Here is a 25254-nt window from a genome sequence, read left to right on the forward strand (position 1 = left end):
GAGCACAGAGATTTATATAAATTTTCATATTCATACATTACAGAAATAAATTTACTTATCTTTCTCCATATATTCTTTAATCTTTCGTTCTTCCCACTCTTTTCCGAATATCCCAAATGGAAAAGTTGTCAAACCGTGTATAACGATACCGATTCCCCAACCTCCAAGTGGATATAAAAACCATAATTTGCTTGAATCAGAGCTTATATTTATAAAAAAAAGCATTAAGTTCACTAGTATATAGACCGTTAAATGAATGTAAAAAGCTTTTAAATTCTCCATCCTCTTTTTAGCTCGTAAATAAACCTCATCTCGCTCCATCCTTAAACACCTCTTTCATTATTGTATTTTTTAAACTCGCTCCGATTTAAACATCATATTCTAATCGAAAATCCCTTATTCTCAAAAAAACATAAAACAAAAAAGTACCCATCGAATTATCATACATATGATGATTCGATGGGTACTGCATGATACATTTGTTATTTACAAGCGTCTAATTAAGACCAAATCCAAACATCATCATTATTTTCAACGTTGCTCTTTACCTCATAAACCTTTTCAATATGATCCGTTGTGTTGTAGTTAATAGAAATTCCGCCCCAGCCTACATACTTCATATCAATTTTTACTTTCTCACCCGTATTAAATACTTGTCCTTTAGTTAAGTACACTTCAATAATAGCTTTCTTCCCATTTACTGATGGATACTGCACTACAACATATTTAGTAGAACTATCTCCTTCATCTTCCATCGTTCCTACTTTTGATACTTCCCCAATTACATAATCAGGAGAACCATCTTCTTTCATGTGCATACCTAATTTATTTGACGTATTTTCAACTGTATTTGCAATCATATATTCAGTAAAATTACGCATCATAGATCCAGTAGCTTTAACCTCATCCCCTACTTTCACATTTGAAAGGGAATCTATATACACACTAACAGGTTCCTCATATTGCTTAGATTTTACGACAATTACACCGTTATCTACTTCTACTACTCGCCCTTCTAACGTCGAGAGATTCGATTCAATAGAAGCAGCACTCGCTTTTGACAGTTCTAATCCTGGTAAATTCGTTCCTGATAATGCTGCGATCCCTAAAGCACCTGCTAAAATTATTTTTTTCATACCCATATGTAACCTCTCCATTCATGATGATTATATTTTTTGATTGGATACGACCAACCTGTAACTATTATAGTTACAGGTTATAAAAAATAGCAACCATCTTTCTTATGCAATGTTGCATACTGTAATTTTTAAATATAAATCGATTATTCCTATATTCAACACGAGTGCTAAATTCTTGAATACCAGCAGGTAAACGGATTGATAACGAAGAAATTAATGTGATGCATCATATTTTTTCAATGCTACGGTTTGTATAGTCGTAGTTAATTACATTATGTAGGAGCGGAATTAATATGTTAATGAAACCAAAAAGATTACAGCCAGGAGATATTGTGGCGACAGTAAGTTCTTCATGGGGAGGTGCTGGTGATTCTAAGCTAAGATGGCGATATGAGCAAGGAGTAAAAAGATTAGAAGACGTCTTCGGTCTTAAGGTTGTCCCAATGCCAAATAGTTTAAAAGGTAGCGAATACCTTTACAACAACCCACAAGCTCGTGCGGAAGATTTAATGACAGCATTTAAAGATACTCGTATTAAAGGAATTATTACGAATATTGGCGGTGAAGATAGCATCCGTTTACTTCCTTATATAGATTTTAATATTATACGCGAAAATCCGAAAATCTTTATGGGCTACTCTGACGATACCGTTTCACATTTGTTTTGTCATAAAGCAGGAATTCCCTCTTTTTACGGTCCAGCAATCTTAACTGATTTTGCCGAAAATGTGGAGATGGATCCATATACAATTGAAATGGTGAATCGAACTCTCTTTTCAAATGAGAATATTGGCGAGATTCAACCAGCTCATGAATGGACGAGTGAGCGTTTAGAATGGATAGAGGCGAATAAGGATCAACGGCGTACGATGCAGCAAAACAATGGATATGAGCTACTTCAAGGCTCTACTACTGTACAAGGGCGTTTAATTGGTGGCTGTATAGAAGTATTGGAATTTGCAAAAGGAACGGAACTTTGGCCTGAGAAAAAACATTGGGAGAATACCATCATTTTCTTTGAAACTTCTGAAGACCATCCAGAACCAAGCTATATAAAGTATTGGTTACGAAATTACGCAGCGCAAGGCATTCTTCAAAAAGCAAAAGGCATCATTTTTGGTAAACCGAAAGACGAAAAGTATTATGAAGAATATAAACACGAAATACTGAAAGTTATGAAAGAACATAACTTAGAAGATTTGCCGATTCTTTATAATTTAAATTTTGGCCATACCGAACCGAAGTTTATTTTGCCTTACGGTGCGATGGCAGAAATTAATTGTGAAAATGTATTTTTCTCTATTTTGGAAAGTGGAGTGGAGTGAAAATTCAAATAATTAGGGCCATAAGTTTTATAATTATGTTTTCCTGATCCTACAGAAAGAATAGCGTATTTTTCATTTTAGGGAGTATTTTATTAGCTTGATAGCGATATGGCAGGACTCAAATAAATAAAAACACTCTTATGAGATATGACTGTGAATCGGTACTTTTTAAATGATATGGAGATTACTTATCTAATGATAAAGGGGGATTACGTGTATGGAAGTAACATTTACAGTAAGTAAATGGGATGAAAAACTAATTGATGATACTAGAAAAGATTTTCCTATTAATATTGCCCATGTTGAATATGATATTGATGGTGAATTAAAAGGAAAAGCTTTTGTTGAGTACTTATTATATTATTTAGACTCAAATATAACTGATGGTCACTTGGCTACTGCTAAAATTTCTGGATTTTTACACTTTGAAGGAATTTATAAGGGGCAACAAGGGACATTTACAGCTGTAGAGCAAGGAATATTTGATAAAGGAAATCTAGATTCCCCAGGAACAATTATTAAAGCTACCGGTAACTTAGAAAATCTGAGAGGGTCCTATAATTATCAGTTTACAGGTCAAACTAGTAAACTGATTTTAGAGTTTGAATTTTAGCAAAATACCCTATAATATAGTGGAAAGGACATTTCTTGTAATACTAGGAATGTCCTTTTTGTTGACAAGCTTATTCAACTATTCTTCTATTAGTTAAGAAAAGAACAGAGTATATTACATAACGTCTTATTATCAGTATTCAGCAATGTGTAAAATTTTAATTATGGGGGGAATTAAAAATCTAAGCCCGAGAGACATAGCCCCCACCTATTCATTACTTTTCCTACTTACTAAAGAATAATCCCCGAAAAACTCCCCTTCATAACTTCTTTTTCAAGTTGATTTCTACATATAAACATCGCAATAATTTTTGTGCGATGTTTTTCATCGGGTTCAAATTGTTCAATAGTTACGTCACAACGAATTGTATCACCGCTAAAAACAGGACGTAAAAATTCAAAATCCATCTTGCGAGCTAGTACGTTATAGTCACCGCCAATTTTTGTAGGCAGCGTTGATGTTAACAGCCCTTGTACAACAAATCTCCCCTGCTCATCTGGTGTAACATGATGAACACCTTCATCTTTAGATACTTCTGTAAATAAAACAACATCTTCTTTTGTAAACGTTCGTTCAAAGGTGATTTTTTCGCCTACTTGCAATTTCATCGATACCCCTCCTCAAAAACACTTTTAACATAAGAAAAACCGAAACTATAATCATTTCGGTTTTTCAATCTAAAGAAGTCTATATTTATTTTAACGAATGAACAAACAACCCACTGCGCAGTTTCGGTTCAAACCACGTTGATTTTGGCGGCATAACTTCCCCTGCGTCTGCGATTGATAATAAAGCTTCCATTGATGTCGGATATAATGAAAACGCTGCTTTATATTCACCGCTATTTACAAGGCGTTCTAATTCTTCTAATCCGCGGATTCCTCCGACAAAATCAATGCGTGAATCAGATCGTGGATCATGTATTTCAAGTACTTGGCTTAATAAATGATCTTGCAGAATAGATACATCTAAACCTTTAACGAGATCATTCGCATCAAACGTTTCCTCTTTCACAGTGAGCTTATACCACTTTTCGTTTACATACATGCCAAATGATTTTGGTTCATTTGGTTTATACGGAGAACCATTTGCTTCTTCTACATAAAAGTACTGCGTAATTTGCTTTAAAAACTGCTCGACTGATAAACCATTTAAATCTTTCACAACCCGGTTATAGTCCCAAATTGATAATTCATCATGAGGGAATAAAACAGATAGGAAGAAATTGAATTCCTCTTCTCCTGTGTAATTCGGATATTGCTCTCTTCGCATTAGCCCTACTTTTGCAGCTGATGCAGAGCGGTGATGTCCATCTGCAATGTACAAGTTAGGAATATCTTCAAATGCATTTACTAAAGTGGCAATTACTTCTTCATCTGCAATTTTCCACGCAACATGCCTAACGCCATCTTCTGCTGTAAATGTAAAGATTGGCGCATGTTCTTCTTTCCAGCTTGCAATGAAACGTTTCACTTCTTCTTTTGTACGATACGTTAAAAAAATTGGCCCCGTATTTGCGTCACACACATCTACGTGGCGAATACGATCAAGTTCTTTTTCATGACGCGTTCTTTCATGTTTTTTAATTGTATCATCTTCATACTCGTCAATCGATGTACAAACGACAAGGCCTGACTGCGTTCTTCCTTGCATCGTCAGTTCATAAATGTAAAGCGCTGGCTCCTCATCTTGAACGAACACTTCTTCTTGTATAAATTGCTTTAAATTTTCACCCGCTTTTTCATATACGCGATCATCGTACGGTGAAAGTGCCGGGTCTAAATCAATTTCTGCTTTATCAACGTGTAAGAAAGAATATGGATTCCCTTTTACAACTTCTCTTGCCTCTTCACTATTTAATACGTCATACGGTAAAGCTGCTACTTGTGCTGCTTTACCTTCTACTGGACGAATAGCATGAAACGGTCGGATTTTTGCCAAGTTTCTCTCTCCTTTACACAATCATTCGAACAGCTACAACACCTGTGATTTTGCTTATATTTTCCACAATATTCTCTTTCATTATATCATCAATTCCGTTATCAATATCAATCATTGTGTACGCCCAAGAATGTTTACTACGATTAATCATATCCGCAATATTAATATGATGTTCTGCTAAGCATCCTGTAATTTGTCCTACCATGTTCGGAACGTTTTGATGCATAATTGTAATTCGTTTTTTTCCAATGTACGGAAGTTCTACGTTTGGATAGTTTACTGAATTACGAATATTACCTGTCTCTAAATATTCACGTAATTGACGTGCAGCCATTACTGCACAATTTTCTTCAGACTCAGACGTAGATGCACCGAGGTGAGGCGTTGCTGTTACATTTTTCATCTTTATCACATTTTCATTCGGGAAATCCGTTACGTAATGTGTAATAATATCTTCTTCTAACGCTTTTTGAAGAGCTGTTTCATCTACAAGCTCTCCTCTTGAGAAATTGAATAGACGCATTCCTTTTTTCATCGTCTCTATAGCGTGTTCACCAATAATCCCCTTCGTTTGGTTCGTAAGAGGAATATGAAGTGTAATATAATCACACGTTGCAAAGATTTCATCTAGGCTAAACGCTCTTTGTACTTGCGTAGAAAGACGCCATGCTGTTTCAACAGATATATATGGGTCGTATCCGACAACGTCCATCCCTAAAGATAACGCATCGTTCGCAACTAAAGCACCAATTGCGCCAAGACCGATAACACCTAAACGTTTCCCTGCAATTTCTGACCCAACGAATTGCTTCTTCCCAGCTTCAACAAGCTGTGGTACTTCTTCTCCATCCAACTCTTTCGTCCAGCTCACTCCATTTATAATATTACGGGAAGACATAATAAGGCTTGCGATAATAAGTTCCTTCACTGCATTCGCATTAGCCCCTGGCGTATTAAATACTACAATCCCTTTTTCCGTACAACGCTCAACAGGAATATTATTTACACCGGCACCAGCTCTTGCAATCGCCTTTAAATCTTCTGAAAACTCTTCTTGATGTAAAGAATAGCTGCGAAGTAAAATACCATCTGGATGACCTACTTTGTCTCCAATTTCATAGCGATTCCCATCAAAAATTTGCAAACCCTTTTCGGCAATTTGATTTAACGTCTGAACACGAAACATATCCCCATCTCCCTATCTATTTTCAAGCTCAAATTCCTTCATATAGTCTACTAATTCTTGTACACCTTGGGTTGGCATCGCATTGTAAACACTAGCGCGCATACCGCCGACTGAACGATGTCCCTTTAGCGTAACAAGGCCGCGTTCTTTCGATTTTTGTAAAAACTGATTGTTAAGCTCTTCTGACGGTGTTGTAAACGGAATATTCATAAGTGACCGATACGTGGGATCAACTGGTGAAGTAAACAATTTAGATTCATCTAAAAAATTGTAAAGAAGTGAAGATTTCATTCTATTTTGTTCTTCAATCGCAGATACCCCGCCTTGTTCTTTCAACCACTCTAGTACAAGTTTTGCTACATAAATACTAAAGGATGGCGGTGTATTATATAGGGAGTTATTTTTACTGTAAGTTTCATAGTTTAACATCGTAGGACAAGCACTATTTGCACTGCCAATTAAATCTCTTTTTATAATTACAATCGTTAAACCCGCTGGCCCTAAATTCTTTTGCGCACCCGCATATATGAGACCAAACTTCGTAACATCATATTGTTCTGATAAAATATTTGAGGACATATCCGCAACGAGCGGCACTCTTTCTAAATGTGGAATATCCACATATTTTGTCCCCTCAATTGTATTGTTCGTTGTAATATGTACATAATCTAGTTCTTCATCATTTGGTAAATCATCCATTTTAGGAATCGTAGTAAACTTCTCTTTTTCAGAAGAAGCAATCACTTTTACTTCTCCTACTTTTCCGGCTTCTTGCAGCGCCTTTTTAGACCATGAACCTGTCAGTACGTACCCAGCTTTTTTATACGTACTCATTAAATTTAACGGTATCATAGAAAATTGTAATGACGCACCGCCCTGTAAAAATAAAACTTCATACTCATCAGGAATGTTCATTAATTCACGAAGTAAGCTACTTGCTTCATCAATAATACTTTGGAAATAAGAAGATCTATGGCTCATTTCCATAACAGACATGCCTGTCCCGTTATAATTTACAAGCTCCTTTTGCACTTTCTCTAAAACTGGCAAAGGGAGTATAGATGGTCCTGCTGAAAAATTATACACTCTCTCCATCACCCAGATAACCTCCCTATTTCTCATTTTTATTATTTTTTAAACTTTCTGAATTATAACCTATATACAATACACGGTCAATTTGTTTTCCGTTATTACGGTGCAAGACGCAATGGAATCGCTTGCATGTGCACCCTGCTTTTTATAAACACACAAAAAAGTGTTAAGTACATAATCGTACTTAACACTCTAGTAATTAAGTATAATAGCTACTTACTCGTAAAGAACCGATCGAAAATTTGATAAATAGCTGAAAGACCAAAGAGCCAATAAATAGTATCCACAAGCGCCGGCATAGAACCAAACCATTTCTCAACTACATTATAATCTAACGCCACAAACAACCAATTCAAACCGCCAAGAATCACCAAAATTACTGTAAGGTATGACAAAAATTTCATTATGATTGCCCCCTAGGTGATAAGATGGTGAAAGGCCTTTCACTAAAATATATGTAATGGATTCTAAAACTTACCTATTTTATAAAATTTATTTTCGATACCAGCCATTAATAACTGTCTCTGCTTCTTTACTATGTATTTGATATGAATGATTACTATCATTAGATCCGATAAACCAAATTGAAAAACCTTTAAAATATGGCTTCGCTTCTAATACATCTCGGTAAGCACGCCACCCGTTAAGTTGTACATCTTTTGAAAACACATTCGTAATATCTGGGTTCCACGGGCTTTGTAGTCCAAGTTCACGTGCTGGCACATTAAATCCACCAAAATAAACTGGCTTTCCAGTTGTTTTATGTAATGTCTCAAGTTGCTGAACAACATTTTGGCCCCGATTGTATACTGTCGTCGCAAATAAGCTTTGTTTTACTTCTTCGTATGATGGATTTCTTTTTCCTGAAACTTCAAACCAACTATCAATACTTACGATGTCCACCTTTTTTAAATACGGGCGATTTATTTTCTCTTTAAATTTCGCCTCAAAAGAAGGATCCCAACTTGCAGTTAACCACCAATTCATTTGATACAAAACATTTCCTTTATACTGCTGGCGAACAAAATTAATCGTATCATTCCAATATCCTTCTGCATATTCCATATTCACGAAATTAGAAGCGATTTTCAGCCCATAAATATTGTACTTACTTGTAATGGAATTAAAAATATCTTGTAAAACAACCGTTTTCCAATTCCAGAAGAAATCGTTAATATTACTAGGGTTCCACTCTGTTTCTCCAATATTTCCTTGCTGAATAAACGGAAACGGCTCCAAAATAACTTGTATATTACGCTTTAATAATTCTTGAATTAAAATAATAGCTTGTTTCTTTTGCGCCTGATTAATTACCATATTAGCCGAATTCACATCCGGAATATCTACTTGAATAGGTACATTCACCGTATTTAAATTCAAGCGCTCTACATCTGCTAACACTTTCGCTACATTGCCTACTTCCCATACCGTTACGTTTCCTGATTTTATTTTTCCAGATTGAACAGTATTTACATCCGCCTGTATATTTCCCTGGAAACAAAAAGAAAACAACATGATACACACTCCTAAAAAACTTATTAAACTCTTATTTTTTTTCATAACTTTCCCCCATAATTTTTGGCTTTCTTGATTATTTTATACAATATTTCACATATATTCCAGAAAAAATTAAATACATTTCCATTAATAAAAGTGGTATCCATATAATCCCCCTAAAAATAGTAAGGTAAATAAAAAAAGAGACCCCTACTTAAAGTAAGAGTCTCTTCTAACATTATCGCGGCTGTAAATTTAACACTTTCCCCTCTATTCCATCCGTATTCAGTGTAGTCGTATGATACTCACCATTTACCCAATCATCTATTTGATCATGATACCAATCGCTTCTAAAGTTTCCTGATTGTCCTGGCCCTACGATATGATAACCGTTTGACATATCTTTAGTATCAATCACGAATCGCCAAGAAGCTCCGTGATTTACAATACCGTTATCTCCATAACTCGCAGCTTGAACGGTAACTTGGCTTCCGCCAATTGGAACTGGTTTCTCACGATTAAATGCAAGTAATGCTAACATACTAGATGATCTCGAAATTGGATGTGTAAAAGCAAGTTGATGGTAATCGCCCCACTTCCACTCCGCAACATCGGGCCCATATTCCTTCTGTAATTTTTTCATTACATTCTCGTACGATGTATGCACAACTTTCGTGAACCCTCCGTACTTCGTAAACCAAGCGCTATTTTCTCCTGCTACTTCTTTTCGAATCAATTCATCAACAACTTGTGACTTCCCTTCAAATAACTCCATCACATCTTTCGGTATTTCTTTTGAAAATAAAGTATTCGAAATCTCTTTCATTAACAAATGGAATATTAATGGTGCCGCTTCATCTTTACTATCGTAAAAATTCCACTTTGTTAATTGTTTTACGCCTTCTTTCTCTACTTCATTTAAAGATGCTTTATTTAACTCTTTTAAAAATATAGGAGCAAATTCTTTCCCATATAAATTTTTTTGATCCATCTGTAACTCTTCTAAATCTTTCACCGTATACTTTTCCTTCTCTTGCAAGAACTCTTGAATACGCATTTGCCTGTACGGTTGCGCCCACGTATTACTAATATGGTACGGATAATTATCATCAACAATTTTATTATTTGCAGTTGAAATAAACCCTTGTTTTGGATTTATTACTTTCGGTAGCTGATCAAACGGAATATACCCTTCCCATTCATATTCGTCTGTCCACCCCGGAACTGGCAAACTACCATCGCCTTTTTTACGTATTGGTATATTTCCATTCGCTTTGTAAGCAATGGTTCCGTCATTTGATGCAAACACAAAGTTTTGAGTTGGTGTATGAAAATCTTGAAGAGCAGTTTCAAACTCATTCCAGTCTTTCGCTTTATTCATATTTAATACAGCCTTTAATTCAGCTGATGGCTCTAAAGCAGTCCATTTCAAAGCGAATACTGTTTTCGTTTTCTCTTTCCCTTTATCTGCAAACTCTGAAATGACTGGACCATGCCTCGTAACCGTCACGTTATACGGAATTGTTTTCCCGCCTTTTACTTTAATAGATTCATCAACAACTGTAGCTTTTTCCCATTTATCGTTATACAGAAATTCATTTTCATTAGTAGGATTTCTCTTTTCAATATATAAATCTTGCACATCAGGACCTGTATTCGTAACGCCCCATGCTATTTTGTCATTGTGGCCTAATATAACACCTGGCACTCCCGCGAAAATAACGCCACTCACATGTAAGTCTTTCATTTCAAGTTTCGATTGATACCATATGGAAGGTGTCGCAAGAGATAAATGAGGATCATCCGCTAAAATCGGCTTACCAGACGCACTCTTCTCACCGCTTATCACCCAGTTATTACTACCATTAAACTCTGGTGGAATGACCGTTTTTGCAAAACTTTGTGCTACATCCACATTTGTATTTTTCAGTTCAGCTAGCAATCTAGGTGCATCTTTCGGATATGTAGGAAATAGCTCATTTGCTTGCTCTTTCGAAAGATTTTTCAGCGCCCAATATCGAAACGCCTGCCCGTGCCAATGTCCTCCTAAATCAAACGCCATATACTTTCCAATCGTCAAAGAATCCACGATTGACCATTCAGCAGGCTCATAGCCTAATAAAGTAAACTCAACCGGCAATCTCTTTTCCTCTTTTGCCTCACGTATAAAAGCGTTCACTCCATCAGCAAATGACTGCAGGGCATATTTCGCTTCTCCGTCATATTGACTAACAGACGCTTTTGCTGCTCGCCGTAAACCGAGCGTTCGAAACAACTTATCTCGATCAACAGCTGCTTCTCCAACAACTTCACTTAACATTCCAGAAGCTTGCCTTCTACTTAAATCCATTTGGAACAAACGATCTTGCGCTTGTACATACCCTTGCGAGAAATATAAATCATGCGCATTTTCTGCTTTAATATGCGGTACACCTTTACCATCCCGCTTCACCGTAACAGCATGTTGTATATCCTCTAGCTTTATCGTTCCATCTATCTTTGGCATAGATCTCAGCGTATATATGTTCAAAAAAATCATAGCGCAAATAAACAAAAAAAGAACGATACTACTAGACCAAATAAAAATTCTTTTTCCCCTATTTCGTTTCTTTTTTATGACGACTTCCATACAATCCCTCCTCTCTCAATCTATTCGCTTCTATTGTGAAAGAACCTTTTAGAAAAGAAGAAATCATTACTTGCTCATGCTATGGATCATACAAACTGAATACTTCTCTCTTACGCACTATTTCCTTTCCTTTATTAAAGCTTACTCGTCCTTTCTTACACCAATTCCTCAAAATCCCCTTCACATAAGCAAGTGTCCCCTTATTATTTTCAAACGCAATTTTAAGTGCCTCTAGTACTTTATCTCCTGAAACTCTTTGCATCCATTCCTTTAATTCCTTCGCGATATATGGAGATAGACTACTAATGTTTTGTTCGTAAAATTTATAAACTTCACTATGCGGAGTGGCATCCTCTACTCTTTCTACCTCTTCCTTCTCTTGAATAATTGCTTGTTGTGAATTACTACTAACCTCTTCCTCTGGCATACCAAAATACTGAAGTAATAATGGAATCTTGCATTCTTCTTCAAGACATTTACGTAAAAACTTATGTAGGAACTCTTTACTTTTCACCATTTTCAGCTCACGTAATACACATTTCTCTATGTTCGTATTAAAAATAGGATTATAGTGTAACCAATTTATAATGAATAACTCTTTCGTTTCCGCATCATATAAAATCTTCCCGTATTCCACAAACCGGTTCAATAACTTCTCAACAGTCTCCATACTGTAACCAGTTTCAAGCTCTGCCAAACGCTTCGGTAATATGTAAATACCACATTGCTTCGTTTTCGTACCAGTTAACAAATATATGTAAAAATAACGCTCTTCTGGCGTTAAATCTAATATGAATTCATCTTGCCAAAAGTTCACCTGCACATTACGGTACACCGCCATATGTTTCCCACCTCCTTTTATTCATAAAAAGGCAAATTTCAATCCTTCAATATACATATAGGAATGAGGGCTTTATTTTTGCATTTGAATTCCAAATTTTTTTAACTACTACTACGCCGGTTTTATTTTTTCGCGCTTGTTTTGTTCTTGTAGTTGTTTTTGTTTTGTTTTTTCTTAGTGATTTATTACTTGGTAGGTGCTTATAAGGGGCTTTGAAGGGGCTTATATAGTGTTTTCATTCCTCTCTTATCCGATGCCTAATTACAAATGTCTCCAACAATCTTCATATATTGCAGACAACCATTATGATTCACCTGCTCATATTTAAACGAAAATAAAAAGCACTTGTTGCCTTCGTAGACAATTCAGTGCTTAAAGTTAAAAGCTTATAAATAAAAGTGTCTATAATCGACATAGTTGATTGAAATACAATTCTGTTACATTTATTTTAGTAACGATAATATGATACATACCGAATTATCTACAACTGAACGTTTTGGGCGAGATTTCATTAACACCGTTAATCCAATTAATGAAGTGACTAGCGTTTGTGCCAATGCTTTAGCATTCACATCACTTTGCAGTTCTCCAGACTGAATACCTTTGGCGATTAATTCTTGAAATATAACTGAAAGATACATTTGATGTTCTCTAGTCAGCACTTCAAATTTTTCATTATGAGGGGCAATCTCAACCATTGTGTTAATACAAAAACAGCCTTTATTTGATTCTTTTTTATATTCCTCTTCCACCATATTTTCAAAAAATGTACGAATAGCCTCTTTGACAGATCTTTCTTTTTGAAGTTTTGTTCGAATGCTAGCTGCGTGTAAATTCGTGTATCTCCGTAATGCAGCTTCAAATAGCCCTTCTTTATCACCAAATGCCGCATATAAACTCGGTCTTTGTATTTCCATTTTAGCAGTTAGATCACTTAATGAAGTAGCAGCGTATCCTTTCTCCCAAAAAAGTTGCATAGCAGCATCCAAAGCTTTTTCTTTATCAAATTCACGTAGTCGAGCCATTTAATCCCTCCTCTTTTTTCACCTGTTTTCTAAATTATAAATCACGTTTTTATGTACTAATCAGTATATTATATATCGTATTAAATTATAAATGATATGTCAAAAGAAACTGAATTTAATTTACAATTCACTTGACATAGCAACTTATCCCTGATTATATTTGACTTACGAAATAAAATACCGTTCGGTACATTATTTTAAAAACAAAAGGAGATGATATTATGGATGCTAAAGAAAAAATGACAACTGCTCTTACACAGAATAATGATCAGTTCCAATCACCTATCAATACAATCATGCCCCGCTATATAACTCTATTATTTTCAATAGCTTGCGGGATGGCTGTGGCGAATATATACTTCGCTCACCCTCTACTTGATTCTTTATCAAATGAGTTTAAGATCAACCATTCAACTATTGGTGTCGTTATTACGATTACTCAAGTTTGTTATGCACTCGGATTACTTTTATTAGTTCCGCTTGGTGATTTGTTAAACCAAAAAAGACTTATTATTGTTCAAATGCTTTTATCCGTTTTCGCTTTAATTGTGGTCGGAGTCGCTCCTTCAAGTACCGTACTTTTTATAGGTATGGCCTTAGTCGGAATTCTTGCGACTGTTACGCAGACACTCGTCGCATACGCATCCATTTTAGCTAACCCAGAAGACCGTGGGCGAATAGTAGGTTTCGTCACGAGTGGTGTCGTAATAGGAATTCTACTTGCACGTACATTTGCCGGAACATTAACAGATCTAGCGGGATGGCGTTCCGTTTATCTTACCTCTGCTGTACTTATGCTCTTCGTAATTGGTTTGTTATATCGTAATTTACCTAGTCTTGAACATAAAAAAACAGCTATGACCTATCGTAAATTATTACGTTCTGTTCTCTTATTATTTGTAGAAGAAAGGATCTTACGTATTCGCGGAATATTAGCATTGCTTATTTTTACTTCATTCAGTATTTTATGGACTTCATTAGTTTTACCTCTAAGTGTTGCACCATATAATCTATCACATACAGCTATCGGAGCATTTGGTCTTGCTGGAGTTGCTGGTGCATTAGCTGCCACTAAAGCCGGACAACTTGCTGATCGCGGATTCGGAGAGAGAACTACTGGCATAGCCTTATCCTTATTATTACTTTCATGGCTCCTAATTAAATTAATGAACCATTCTCTATTCCTACTAGTTATCGGTGTTATCCTTTTAGATTTAGCTGTGCAAGCTGTACATGTCACCAATCAAAGTATACTTTTCACAGTGCGTCCTGAAGCGCGAAGTCGGCTCACTGCTAGTTATATGATTTTTTATTCTATCGGCAGTGCTACAGGTGCAATTCTTTCCACAAACATTTATGCAAGCTACGGATGGAACGGAGTTTGTATATTAGGTGCATCTGTTAGTGCTTGTGCTCTTTTATTCTGGGCAATGACCTTACGGCGATCGTCATAAATAAAGGCTGTTTTCTCAAAGATTGTTACTGCTAAAACTAAAAGGCAGATTTAATCTACAAAACGTGTAGAATACTTTGCTATAATCAACCCAGGATATATAATTATGGTTAATCGAAAGGAGGGATAATAATGAAACAAGTAGCTCTCCATCAATTGCACAAAGAGCATAATAAACGAATAGCAGAATTTCATAAAAAACACGAAATTGAAATTCAACGTGGTGAAAATGGGAACGGTTTGTTAGCTAAATGGGAAAGTTTTTTTTATAACAAGGTAATTTCTCCTCTAAAGAATGTGAAATAATACCTACCTATTAAATGAATTGTCATCCTTGTACAGTTCATTTTTGTATCGCATTTTAAGTCAAATACGCATTACTCTTTTTTTCTTATTCAACTAAACTACTCCATTAGTTAAATAACAATAAACCACTGAATCTACCTAAAAAGCATCTGATTAATGATGCTTTTTATCTTTTCTTAATGCTTCAACTGTGAAATATTTAGATTTTTGGCAAGCTGAAATAAGTATTTGCTCTATCCAATTTTCAAATGCTAAGTTTTTATGTAACTCAAGCCAACGATATCAGTAGAGGTGACTATCCAAATAATACGTACAAACGCCTTGAAATCGTTCCATCCATCTTTTCAAGCGGCGATGAAAGTTATTAACGTGTTGTATGTGGAATATCCCTTTTTTTACTCGTTGATAGAGAGCAACAATCTATACGAAAACAGCCTAAATAAAAGGAGAATAATTTATTAGTGCATTTTTTAATATACTTTTTTTACAAAACTATAAAATTGTGAAAAATAAGATTCAGGATTCTCCAGAACGAACAAAATCCGCTATGAATAATCTTCTAAACACTGTGAGGATTTCATATGCGCCACTACATGAAAAGGCAGTCGAGACTGCAAAAGAAGTTGGTATAGTTGAAGTAAAACGTAACAAGAAAAAAGCAGCTTTCTAAATGCTTACGAAAATATGCATTTAGAACTTGATAGAGAAAGACTCGGTTTCAAACGTAAATATGTAAGATGTAAAAAAACAAAAAGGGGTATCAATCTTTCTTGATTGATACCCCTTTTTACTTTGGTTACTGAACTAGCTCCGTAGAAAACATTCATTTAATTCTGGACAACTTATATGTTAAAAATTTCTTCATTCAATTTATAAACCCTATCTCTTTTCTCATCATTTTTGATAAAAGTAAGCTTTCCTTCTGTAACAAACCCTTCTAATATTAAGCATACTTGTCCAAAGGCTTTAGGCTTATTCGTTGTAAATCTTTCATCTGATATTTTACCAGATCGTATTAATTGTTCGCATAGCTCAAGTGCACTTATTTCTTCAGAATTAAATAATCCCAAAATATCTTTTTGCAAGGGCGATAAAGGTGCTGGTATCTCAGCTACCTCCACTTTTTCTTTTTCTTCTTCAAATAAATCTTCAAATGAAATTTGATTCATTACATCTTTTCCTTTCTAACAACTGATTTGTATAACATGAACTGAATCCTATAGGTACGAGAACTTTAAATATTAGTTATTGTTATGTAGTACTTACCTTATTACATGAATTTCAAACTCATGTACATCATTTCATATAGTATGTTTTGATTATACCAAATATACGTTCTGTCTTCTATTGTAGAATTTTTTATAACAGGAATGAAAGTAATAGTGAATATTTATCTCCTCGTTAGTTGTATACACTATGTAAAAAAAACAGAAAAAGTTTACATAATAAAATTATAGTTTTCTATTAAATTTCTACGCTAAAACGTAAAAAAGCACTTGTTGCTTTTAGTTGACAATCAAGTGGCCTTAAGTTCATCTGTTTTTAAGTAACATTAAATTTGTCAGTTTTATAATAACAGTAGGAAACCTTTTGTATGTCATGTCAACTACAACGTTAAAACTTATGAGTTTGTACGTTTTCGTTAGTTTTATGTCCATTCCATGTGTTTTTATATTCATGCCCCAGTAAAATGTCATCTCGCCTAAGCTCGTACTTCGTTTTCTATTCTATCATTGCACACAGTACTCCATGATGGTATGACTATCATGGAGTATATATTTTCAAACACCCTTTTATTTTTTCTATCTACTTCACATATACTTTGTTTTTCATTGATTTATATATGTGTTAATGTGTTTCGTTATCATATTTGCTTGTAAAATATAAATTAAGTAGTAAGTCTAATTCATTTGAACGAATCCTATATCTCTATTTACCTAGTGATAAAATATCTACTTATTCTATTATTGTACTGACCCCATAAAACTAGTAATAATAAGAATATGTTCCTTTAATTTGACCTTTTTTAAGTTCTCTACTTTTTCTGCTCCACCTAAACCTAATAGAGGTGTATAACCAAAACACTCCTCGTAATCTAACTCATTATATTGTTTAAGCGCTTCGGGATAAGGTTGCCAAGATAAATCTTCATCTCTAAATTCTAAATCAGCAATATTTTGAAAGAAAAATTCAAATGTAAACATAATGGTCTTTACTATACCGTACCTGTAATTAAGTAATCTAACATATCCATCTGACCAAATAACCAAGTCTCCCATACCCGTAGCAAATAATACTATTGAATCCTTATATCTTTGACTACTCTCCTCCAAAATCTCTTTAAATTCCTCTGGATTTACACTTTTAAAATACCCTTGCATAAATGTACCAAATCCATAATTACTCCATAAATTTATTATTTCATTAGGTACTACATGTTTATACTTTTCAATGATTTCACTCGAAACTTTATTATGTAACTTAAAATCTTTTAAATATTGCTCCACTTAAACTCCTCCACTATGTTAACTTTACATTCAAATAATTATTTTTTTGTTGTTCTGGTGCCATGCTTTTTGCTATTTTCTTAATGTGTTTATCAGTAATATCCATTCTATACCGCCATTGATTACCTAAGGAATAAATTATCCTTTTATCCCCCATACTATCAATTTCCTAACAGCTACTTGTTTAGGAACATAAAGATCTGTCTGCTTCGATTTGGTAGTTTCTACATTTTCAAATTCTACTATGATGTTATCTATCATTTCTATTAATTGAATTTAAATTATTTATATAGTCTAAATAATCTCCTAATAAAATTATAACATGCCTACCTATTAAAAAAGCACTTGTTGCCTTTTCGTAGACAATCAAGTGCATTAAGTTCATATGTTTTTTAAATAGCATAAATTTTGTAGGTCTTAGCTTGATCTTATATTACATCTTTCTATAAAAAACTGCAGTCCAATTGTATCTAACACTTGGGCTACACTTCATATCAGACATTTTTTCATATAAACGTTCTTAGTATATTATTTTTGTAACTTTAAATTAGAAATTAACTCATCTAGACTATCCGAAAGCGCTTCAAACGAACCTCGTTCAAAATCCTCCACTTCAACCTTACCACTTACATTATCTAAAACAACTATCAAACCGTTCCCCTCTACACCTATTGGAGTCTTATCAACCTTATTATGATTGTTTTTATACCCTTCTAAATTACTTTCGAAGGAATCCAATTCAATATTTGGTAATACAGGTTCTAGCCTAATATAATGATTACCAACAAATCCATCTAAATCAGCAAACCAATAAGAATTAAAATAATCATCAATTGAAGTGTGCAGTTTAATTTCAAATCTTTCCTCAATCGTCGTTAAATCATTCTTTTTATTTTTTTCAATAGGTTTCCATGAAATTTCTTCTTCATCATCCATTTCACCCTGATATATAAATGAATCCACTTCTTCGTTATATGGCGTTTTAAATAAAAAATCTACCCCTTTATCAAAATATTCTTTTCTTAAATTAAAATATTTGCTCATAGCATCCTTCATTACCAAAATAATCACCCTTACTTTTCTAAGGATTTTTCTAATAGTTCAGCATATTTTTGGTCATTTCCCCAAACTCCTGCGCTTTTCTCAGCATTATGAATCCATTCTAAACCTGGATATAGCTTTGAGGGTACAGCCACAGCTTGACCTCCTCCACCAATGTGATGATGTATTAAAGTGTCATTATATAATTCTTTTAAATCATATTGGGGAAAATGTTTTCTAAACGTTGGATTGTTTATAGGTGCGAATCCTAATTCTTTTTTTGTCTATTTGACCTATTAAACGCTTCTGGGTACTTCTCTAACATCTCTTTCCAATAAAAATCTTTATCGAGTAACCACCCCTCTGCATTGGTGTTTTTTTGCCTTTTACCAACTTAGGGCATCTTAACAGTTAACCGAGGATCCGCAGTATATTTAGCCTCTAGCTTACCTAAATCAGCACCACGATATGTTCTAATAGGATCATTAATATCACCTATCTTCTTAACCGTTTCACCCGTACCCTTAACCCCACCACTCTCCAAATTCGAGATCCTACTCTGAATACTCGCCTTTGAGGCATCATGGGCTTCTTGGAATCTCCCGCTATAGTTCGTTCCAGTTCTAGCGACACTTCCATCTGGCAGTATTTCTATACCTTTAACGAATGGAGATACGGAGTCCACAACTTTTGCTAATGTATTTTCAATTATATAATACTAGTAATTTCTGTTAGCTTTAATTCATAAAAATAATTTCTTTAAATTTATAGTATACCTTTCAATTAAAAAAGCACTTGTTGCCATAAATGACAATCAAGTGCTTTAAACTTATATGTTTTCTAAATGTATAAATCTCTTTAAGTTTGTAAGTTTTATAACTTTATAGTGAAAGTATGACACCTCTTATACGCTTTGAAATGTAATGTATTTTAACATAGGAGCTTGTACGAGTTCGTTAGTTTATTGTCTTCCACATGTCATTATAGTTGTATCCTAATACGTATAGAATACACTATTTTATCCTTTCATTAACTTCTTCCTCATTTTATGTGTTTCTAAATCTGCTAATCTAACTGGAATAGGTAATCGACTTTCATTATTTATGCAGTTCATTACAACTTCAGTACTTGTATCTAAATCAATCCAGTTCCCACATGAAACAAAGATTGGCTTTACACAATACGAAGTCCTCAAAACTCTACCATATATATCACCATGAATTACAATGTCAGTGTAAGAACCTACTTCCTCTTTAGGCATCGTAGCGTCGACATTTTCTATTTTCAAATAGCTCTTTGCCACGCCAATTGTTGGTTTGTTTAAATACATTGCAGCATGGGTAGCAATTCCCATATGACGATAATGTAAATACCCATTTCCATCAAACATATATAAATCAGGTTCATTAGATAATTTCTTCGCGGCTTCAAGTATTAAAGGCAACTCACGAAAAGCAAGAAATCCTGATATATAAGGAATACTTATTTCTCCATAACTATATACCTTTTCAACAACTTCCTTTGTATAATAATCAATCATTACGATACAACATGTACCATACGTTTTATTATTTACATCCCAGTAAGCTAAATCTATCCCTGCAATGGTTTTGATTTCATTAACGTCAAATCTATTCTCAAGATTTACTTTGGATAACAATTCATTCTGAATGTCGGTAAATTCATTTATCAATTTCATATTATTTAAATCTAAATTCTTCATTAGGTATCACTTTTAGAAACAGATTCAATCAATTTTAAATCTGTTTCTGTAGGGAAAATTTTTTGTTTTATGATACGACCTTTTTCATCCCATTCTGTATAATGGAGAGCTATCCCAAATTTATATTCTCCTTCAAATTTTAATTCTCCACTTTCATACCAGATTCTTTCGGTACCATTACTTTGTCCATGAATCAAATTTTTCACTGATTTTAAATTTCCATTTTTATAAAATTCTATTAACTCACCCTCTATAAAACCTTTTACATAATTTGTATAATATATCAAATTACCATTATCATATAATTCGTAAGCTAAACCGGTAAAAGGTTTACCGTTCTCGTCTTCCGGATTATCTAAAACTTCATCACTATAAGATGTAAACCATAAATCTTCGTCAAAGTCAGTTCCATGTTCTATAACATATTCTTTACTTAATATATCAATTTGATTTTCCAATCTTTTTCACCTCTGAACTAAATTCAAATCCTTCAGTAATAAAATTACAATGTGGACAGGTTGGCATCATCATACCAGCCGGTTTTAATTTTTTACCAGAACGTACTACATGAGTGATAAAATTCGAAGCACTTGCTTGTGAATTTGCAAGTAACGCTTGATTTAATGAATAAACTTCTGCGTGAGATCCCTCCCCATACGTAAATGTATATCCCTCTTTAATATTTTTTGGCATATTGGTAATCCGTTGTTCTATTAATGGATGTAACTCTTCTGGAATCTTACCTAAAGTATTATTGATTCCAAAGTAATACTTACCTGTTGTTTTGTCAAAAGTTCCAGCAACCGCAGGCCCCATCTCCCTGTTAGAAAGGCCTAGATTATTTAATCTTTCAACTTCTTTCGCTACAGCATCACGCAAATTAATCCTATCGTTTAATTCTTGGTGAGTAAACCGACCATATTTATTACGCAAATATTCTATTCTACTTAAACTTTCACCACTATTAGAAACTTTACCCGTACCCTATGTTGTAATCTTAAACCCTCACAATAAAAAAACAAACCACGTAAACCTTATTAAACTTCTTCTTTTTCTTCCACTACCGGCAACTCATAAGCTGTTTTATATTTCATCATGCCATATACAATGTTTACAAGCCTTCTCATAATACATACCAATGCTTGTCCTTTTGTTTTTCCCTCTTTAAGTTTCTTTTGATAATATGCATGAAACACTGGGTTTCTAGGTAACTTACTTCCTTTCGCTACTTGCACTTGCTGTACAGCTAAATTATAAAATAAAGCGTGTAACGCCCTGTTTCCTTGTTTGCTTTTGTGTGTCTTACCTTTCCCACCAGAACCAAAGTAAACAGGCGCAATCCCCGCAAATCGTGCTAATTTATTGGCATTTGGAAATCGCCTTGCATCTCCTATCTCAGCTATTAATGCTGATGCCGTCACAAGTTCTATTCCCGGCATCGTCTCTAATTGATAATCTAGTAGATTTACTAGCTGGTTTAATTCTCTTTCGATGTATTTCATTTCCTTCTTTTTAAACTCAATCTCCCGTACAATACTTCTTACTAAAAAGTTTCGCATTTCTTGATACTCTTTCATTGTTTGTCCATCTTCTTTCACAAGCCTTAATATTTCACTTGCTTTCCTTACTGAACATGTATTGTTACTAACATCTAATAAAAAAGCTGTTAATCGCTTTATATTCATCCCCTCTAAATAAGAGGGTGACGGATATTGCTCCCAAAATGCTAATGCTGTTTTTCCATCTAACTCTGAGAAAAACTTTTTATAACTTGGATAATGGTGGTTTAATTGAATATGTAATTGGTTCTTTAACGCACTTTGTGCTTTTACTAATGCATTCCTTCTTGACACTAGTTGTTGTATCGACCAAAATAAATCGTTTAGCTTTGCATCTGGTAATTGATTTAACTTATTTATTAGTATACGGGCTACGCATTCCGCATCCCAACTATCATTTTTTTGTATCATCACTTGGCTCTTTCGTTCTAAAAATGATAAAGCTGGATTTACTTCTTTCACTACTTGTTCATGATCTACTAAATATTTCGCTAACGCTCTTCCGTAACCACCAACATCTTCTAAACCAAATACAACTGATAAACCATTACTCACATATGTCTCTACTTCTAATAAAAACTCCGAAAATGCCGATGGTTTATTCTCAAATTGTATTTCTCCTAATTTCTCTTGCCAACAATTAATTATAACAGCCGTATGATGCTCCTTATGTAAATCTACTCCTACATACAAATAGTTCTGTCTATTATGCATAACTCATCCCTCTATTCAATGATTTAGTCATATACAAAAATGTCGGCAACCTTAGTTCGAGCGTTCATCTTTCGATGCGCATAGGTACGCAAGCCTATCCATTTTTCATAACTCTAGTAGTATGTATAGTAAAATGAGCTAATTTTTTAAGTGAGTTTATAAAATAATTGCTGGATGTTTCCCATTTGCTTGTATTTGCCCGTATGTATATACCCCTCGATAAAAATTCTCTCTATCTAACATGCGTTTCACTTGTACTTTCGTAAATTGTTTACCTTTCGCTGTGCAGTATCCTTCTACATTCAATTGTTCTGCCAATTGGGTAAGTGACCAATGTTTAAAAATGTGTCTTAACTCAAATAGTCTACGTACAACTACTGCTTTCCCAGCATCTACTTCTAACACCTTTTGTCCTTTTTTGGCCTTGTAGCCAAAAAGTACGCCACCACCTGCATATCCACCTCGTTCAGCCTTCTTCTTTCTACCTCTACTTAACTTCAACGCAATTTCAAGTCGTTGATATTGGTCTAATAGTTCTAACATGCCATTCACCAAAAAGTCATTTGGATCATGTGTGTAAATACTATAGCTTGATTGTTCAATTGCCTTCACATCCACTTCATGTTTCTTTAGTTCTCGTTGTATTAATACTTTCGCCATATCAGAGCGCCACAATCGTGATGTATTCAACACAACAACATAGCTTACTTGTTTAAACGCCATATCCGACAATAGCTCTTGTAGTCCATCACGTTCAACTGTTAATCCCTCTTCATCAACAGTCGCTCCGCTTAATCCTCTATCTTCATACACACGAAGTAGTTCTAAATTATTTTCGTTACAGTAACGTTCAATCTCTTCTATTTGATACGCTAAACTATACCCATCACGTACTTGTCCTTCCGTTGAAACTCGTATGTAACCAACTACTTTCTTTCCCATCATAAATCCCCTCCCGTTACAGTAATTTGAGTCCCTGTAACGTTTATCCGTTTTTTTGCGGATAACGTGTTCGTAACGTAAATCCGTTAAAACGTACTTTACGATGACTTCAAAACATAATACAACCCTTTATTTTTACAATAGTTTTTTCTCTAGTAGTGTCGTACACTGTACAAAGCCACTACAGTTTATAAAATTTAACACTTAATACATTTATAAAATTATACGTTTACCAACTTATTTCTACTCTAAAATGCAAAAAAGCACTTGTTGCCATAATTGACAATCAAGCGCTTTAAGTTCATCTGTTTTTAAGTAGCTTTAATTTATAAGTTTTATAATAATAGTATGACACCTTATATATATCGTGACAAATATTAATTTAAAACTAACGAGCTTGTACGAGTTCGTTAATTTTATGTCTCTTCCATGCGTTTATATTCATCTTTCGGTAAAATGTCATCTCACCTAAGCTCGCACCTCGTTTTCTGTTCTATCATTGTACGTAATACTCCATGATGGTACAACCATCATGGGTCTCTACTTTTAAACCACTTATTGTTTTTCTTTCCACTACAAATATACTTTATTTTTTATCTGGTGAATATACAATTATTCTCCCTTGTGGATATTCACCTTCCCATCCACAAGGCCATCCCCCAAGCTTATAAACCTCAAAGATTCTTTCATAAAAATTATCAACTTTTCCATTTACTAAACGATTTAGTGCACACATATGTAAATCTCCAATTATTTCTTCAAAAATATCAATATATTGTAATACAAAATCACCTGGATAGTTCTCAGATGATTGAATAATCTCCCTTATAGGACGCTCCATAGAGTTTAAATCATGCTCATATAATTGTCCTATTATTTCCCCACCTTCTGAGGATTTAATATCTTCCCAAACGTTTTCAACCTCATCCAAATCTTGAGACCATGCCAATTCTTGTGCTCTTTCATACTCATTAACCATAACAACATCACGATTTAGAAGGTTTTCATTATGAAAAAGTTGTAAATTTGTAATAAAATTAATAACCTCTTCGACTAATTGAGTGTTTTTTCCGTACTTCATTTATTTATCCACCTTTCCCAAAGTTCTTCAGTAGCACCGCCACCTCTTTGCCAAATCTTTATTTCTTCATTTAATTTTGTTTTGTAAAACTTCTCAATACCAATTTCTAATACCTTTGATTTGTATAATGGCAAGCCACTTTCTGTACCTTTTTTTAATTTTTGTTGCAATTCAAATACTTGTTGTTCCAACTCCTTAATACTTTGATTGATATTTAATTTATCTAACTGATCTTTAACCACATTATTATATACACTATGAAATCCTCTATGCCTAGACAAAGCACTTGGATCTTTTGCTGGTATCGGTAAAAATATCCCGTTATCAGCATGATCCATATCCATTCCAATTTTCTTTAATACCGGATAATTTCTTAAATTTTTAGGTATTATATGTTGCGCCTGATATCCTTTCCGTGATGCAGAACGTGGAAGCCCCATGGATTCCAATAAATTTTGCCCTAATTTTGTAGAACTACCTCCTGTAACCTTTCCAGGGGTACCTGGAATAAGTCTAGTAGCTTCACCCGTACCCTTAGTTAAAACAAAAAGCGATAACTGGGTTACCAATTATCGCTTACTAAGTCAAACCATTTGGTGCACTATAAAGTAACAATTATTTTATAATCTATGATAGTTCT

General features: G+C 34.2%; 26 protein-coding genes and 3 pseudogenes. 5 read left to right on the forward strand and 24 right to left on the reverse strand.

Features of this window, described 5'->3' with window-relative positions; genetic code table 11:
* Positions 1 to 51: 51 nt before the first annotated feature.
* A complete protein-coding gene (locus LCF45_RS15595) occupies positions 52 to 321 on the reverse strand; it encodes a 2TM domain-containing protein (RefSeq protein ID WP_002128109.1) in 270 nt (89 codons plus the stop codon).
* Between the two features lie 179 nt (positions 322 to 500).
* Positions 501 to 1142 (reverse strand): hypothetical protein, encoded by a 642-nt coding sequence (locus tag LCF45_RS15600; RefSeq protein ID WP_263892944.1) that lies wholly within the window; start codon positions 1140 to 1142, stop codon positions 501 to 503.
* A gap of 290 nt (positions 1143 to 1432) precedes the next feature.
* On the opposite strand from LCF45_RS15600, the gene LCF45_RS15605 reads away from it, so the two are divergent.
* Positions 1433 to 2464, forward strand: coding sequence for a S66 family peptidase (locus tag LCF45_RS15605; protein ID WP_263892945.1), 1032 nt, complete (start codon positions 1433 to 1435; stop codon positions 2462 to 2464).
* A gap of 217 nt (positions 2465 to 2681) precedes the next feature.
* Positions 2682 to 3077, forward strand: coding sequence for a DUF3224 domain-containing protein (locus tag LCF45_RS15610; RefSeq protein ID WP_002128116.1), 396 nt, complete (start codon positions 2682 to 2684; stop codon positions 3075 to 3077).
* Between the two features lie 230 nt (positions 3078 to 3307).
* Here the strand turns inward: LCF45_RS15610 and LCF45_RS15615 are convergent, their stop codons facing one another.
* The 9 genes from LCF45_RS15615 to LCF45_RS15655 all read right to left on the reverse strand — a co-directional run bounded on the left by LCF45_RS15615 (position 3308) and on the right by LCF45_RS15655 (position 13288).
* Positions 3308 to 3685, reverse strand: a complete 378-nt coding sequence (locus LCF45_RS15615; protein WP_002033079.1) for a hotdog family protein — start codon at positions 3683 to 3685, stop codon at positions 3308 to 3310.
* A gap of 85 nt (positions 3686 to 3770) precedes the next feature.
* Complete coding sequence (locus LCF45_RS15620) at positions 3771 to 5018, reverse strand: DUF1015 domain-containing protein (protein WP_263892946.1); 1248 nt, start codon at positions 5016 to 5018, stop codon at positions 3771 to 3773.
* A 13-nt stretch (positions 5019 to 5031) separates the two neighbouring features.
* A complete protein-coding gene (locus LCF45_RS15625; RefSeq protein WP_002185427.1) occupies positions 5032 to 6204 on the reverse strand; it encodes a 3-phosphoglycerate dehydrogenase family protein in 1173 nt (390 codons plus the stop codon).
* Positions 6205 to 6216: 12 nt separating this feature from the next.
* Positions 6217 to 7299 (reverse strand): 3-phosphoserine/phosphohydroxythreonine transaminase, encoded by a 1083-nt coding sequence (gene serC, locus LCF45_RS15630; RefSeq protein WP_263892948.1) that lies wholly within the window; start codon positions 7297 to 7299, stop codon positions 6217 to 6219.
* 209 nt (positions 7300 to 7508) lie between these two features.
* Complete coding sequence (locus LCF45_RS15635) at positions 7509 to 7700, reverse strand: DUF378 domain-containing protein (protein WP_002084566.1); 192 nt, start codon at positions 7698 to 7700, stop codon at positions 7509 to 7511.
* Positions 7701 to 7788: 88 nt separating this feature from the next.
* The gene (locus LCF45_RS15640; RefSeq protein WP_002165418.1) at positions 7789 to 8856 is read right to left on the reverse strand and encodes a glycoside hydrolase family 113; all 1068 of its coding nucleotides are present in this window, start codon (positions 8854 to 8856) and stop codon (positions 7789 to 7791) included.
* 175 nt (positions 8857 to 9031) lie between these two features.
* Complete coding sequence (locus LCF45_RS15645) at positions 9032 to 11422, reverse strand: penicillin acylase family protein (RefSeq protein ID WP_033730806.1); 2391 nt, start codon at positions 11420 to 11422, stop codon at positions 9032 to 9034.
* A gap of 79 nt (positions 11423 to 11501) precedes the next feature.
* Positions 11502 to 12263: a DnaD domain-containing protein gene (locus tag LCF45_RS15650; RefSeq protein WP_063225848.1), complete on the reverse strand. Its 762-nt coding sequence runs from the start codon at positions 12261 to 12263 to the stop codon at positions 11502 to 11504.
* Positions 12264 to 12706: 443 nt separating this feature from the next.
* The gene (locus LCF45_RS15655; RefSeq protein ID WP_063225847.1) at positions 12707 to 13288 is read right to left on the reverse strand and encodes a TetR/AcrR family transcriptional regulator; all 582 of its coding nucleotides are present in this window, start codon (positions 13286 to 13288) and stop codon (positions 12707 to 12709) included.
* Positions 13289 to 13509: 221 nt separating this feature from the next.
* Here LCF45_RS15655 and LCF45_RS15660 point away from each other — a divergent pair, with 221 nt between their 5' ends.
* Both LCF45_RS15660 and LCF45_RS15665 read left to right on the forward strand, forming a co-directional pair.
* Positions 13510 to 14742: an MFS transporter gene (locus tag LCF45_RS15660; RefSeq protein ID WP_002128131.1), complete on the forward strand. Its 1233-nt coding sequence runs from the start codon at positions 13510 to 13512 to the stop codon at positions 14740 to 14742.
* A 131-nt stretch (positions 14743 to 14873) separates the two neighbouring features.
* Positions 14874 to 15047 carry a hypothetical protein gene (locus LCF45_RS15665; RefSeq protein WP_002128132.1) on the forward strand — a complete coding sequence of 58 codons (174 nt, stop codon included), beginning with the start codon at positions 14874 to 14876 and terminating at the stop codon, positions 15045 to 15047.
* A 153-nt stretch (positions 15048 to 15200) separates the two neighbouring features.
* Here LCF45_RS15665 and LCF45_RS15670 read toward each other — a convergent pair.
* Positions 15201 to 15452, reverse strand: a pseudogene (locus tag LCF45_RS15670) (IS1595 family transposase); the annotation flags it as partial.
* Between the two features lie 91 nt (positions 15453 to 15543).
* Between LCF45_RS15670 and LCF45_RS15675 the strand changes: the two are divergent.
* Positions 15544 to 15821 (forward strand): annotated as a pseudogene (locus LCF45_RS15675) (hypothetical protein); the annotation flags it as partial.
* A 68-nt stretch (positions 15822 to 15889) separates the two neighbouring features.
* Here the strand turns inward: LCF45_RS15675 and LCF45_RS15680 are convergent.
* The 12 genes and pseudogenes from LCF45_RS15680 to LCF45_RS15735 all read right to left on the reverse strand — a co-directional run bounded on the left by LCF45_RS15680 (position 15890) and on the right by LCF45_RS15735 (position 25183).
* The gene (locus LCF45_RS15680; RefSeq protein ID WP_002013774.1) at positions 15890 to 16216 is read right to left on the reverse strand and encodes a DUF3895 domain-containing protein; all 327 of its coding nucleotides are present in this window, start codon (positions 16214 to 16216) and stop codon (positions 15890 to 15892) included.
* Positions 16217 to 17011: 795 nt separating this feature from the next.
* A complete protein-coding gene (locus LCF45_RS15685; RefSeq protein WP_201039073.1) occupies positions 17012 to 17554 on the reverse strand; it encodes a T6SS immunity protein Tdi1 domain-containing protein in 543 nt (180 codons plus the stop codon).
* Between the two features lie 13 nt (positions 17555 to 17567).
* Positions 17568 to 17711, reverse strand: a complete 144-nt coding sequence (locus tag LCF45_RS15690) for a polymorphic toxin type 15 domain-containing protein (RefSeq protein ID WP_002013782.1) — start codon at positions 17709 to 17711, stop codon at positions 17568 to 17570.
* 371 nt (positions 17712 to 18082) lie between these two features.
* The gene (locus tag LCF45_RS15695; RefSeq protein WP_185949921.1) at positions 18083 to 18598 is read right to left on the reverse strand and encodes a SecY-interacting protein Syd; all 516 of its coding nucleotides are present in this window, start codon (positions 18596 to 18598) and stop codon (positions 18083 to 18085) included.
* Between the two features lie 29 nt (positions 18599 to 18627).
* Positions 18628 to 19280: pseudogene (locus LCF45_RS15700) on the reverse strand (hypothetical protein).
* 333 nt (positions 19281 to 19613) lie between these two features.
* A complete protein-coding gene (locus LCF45_RS15705; protein ID WP_263892950.1) occupies positions 19614 to 20318 on the reverse strand; it encodes an endonuclease V in 705 nt (234 codons plus the stop codon).
* Positions 20318 to 20776 (reverse strand): toxin-antitoxin system YwqK family antitoxin, encoded by a 459-nt coding sequence (locus LCF45_RS15710; RefSeq protein ID WP_048566023.1) that lies wholly within the window; start codon positions 20774 to 20776, stop codon positions 20318 to 20320. The genes LCF45_RS15705 and LCF45_RS15710 overlap by 1 nt, the downstream gene beginning before the upstream one ends.
* A complete protein-coding gene (locus LCF45_RS15715) occupies positions 20760 to 21251 on the reverse strand; it encodes a YwqJ-related putative deaminase (protein WP_048566022.1) in 492 nt (163 codons plus the stop codon). The genes LCF45_RS15710 and LCF45_RS15715 overlap by 17 nt, the downstream gene beginning before the upstream one ends.
* 104 nt (positions 21252 to 21355) lie before the next feature.
* Positions 21356 to 22591, reverse strand: coding sequence for an IS110 family RNA-guided transposase (locus LCF45_RS15720; RefSeq protein ID WP_263892951.1), 1236 nt, complete (start codon positions 22589 to 22591; stop codon positions 21356 to 21358).
* 156 nt (positions 22592 to 22747) lie between these two features.
* Positions 22748 to 23533, reverse strand: a complete 786-nt coding sequence (locus tag LCF45_RS15725) for a recombinase family protein (RefSeq protein ID WP_263894889.1) — start codon at positions 23531 to 23533, stop codon at positions 22748 to 22750.
* 586 nt (positions 23534 to 24119) lie between these two features.
* On the reverse strand, positions 24120 to 24614 hold the full coding sequence (locus tag LCF45_RS15730; RefSeq protein WP_000873545.1) for a hypothetical protein: 495 nt from the start codon (positions 24612 to 24614) through the stop codon (positions 24120 to 24122).
* Positions 24611 to 25183 carry an AHH domain-containing protein gene (locus LCF45_RS15735; protein WP_263892952.1) on the reverse strand — a complete coding sequence of 191 codons (573 nt, stop codon included), beginning with the start codon at positions 25181 to 25183 and terminating at the stop codon, positions 24611 to 24613. Before LCF45_RS15735 ends, LCF45_RS15730 begins: the two co-directional genes overlap by 4 nt.
* Between the last annotated feature and the right edge of the window lie 71 nt (positions 25184 to 25254).

Source organism: Bacillus sp. 41-22 (assembly GCF_025809295.1).
In the GTDB taxonomy this organism is placed as follows: Bacteria; Bacillota; Bacilli; order Bacillales; family Bacillaceae_G; genus Bacillus_A; species Bacillus_A mycoides.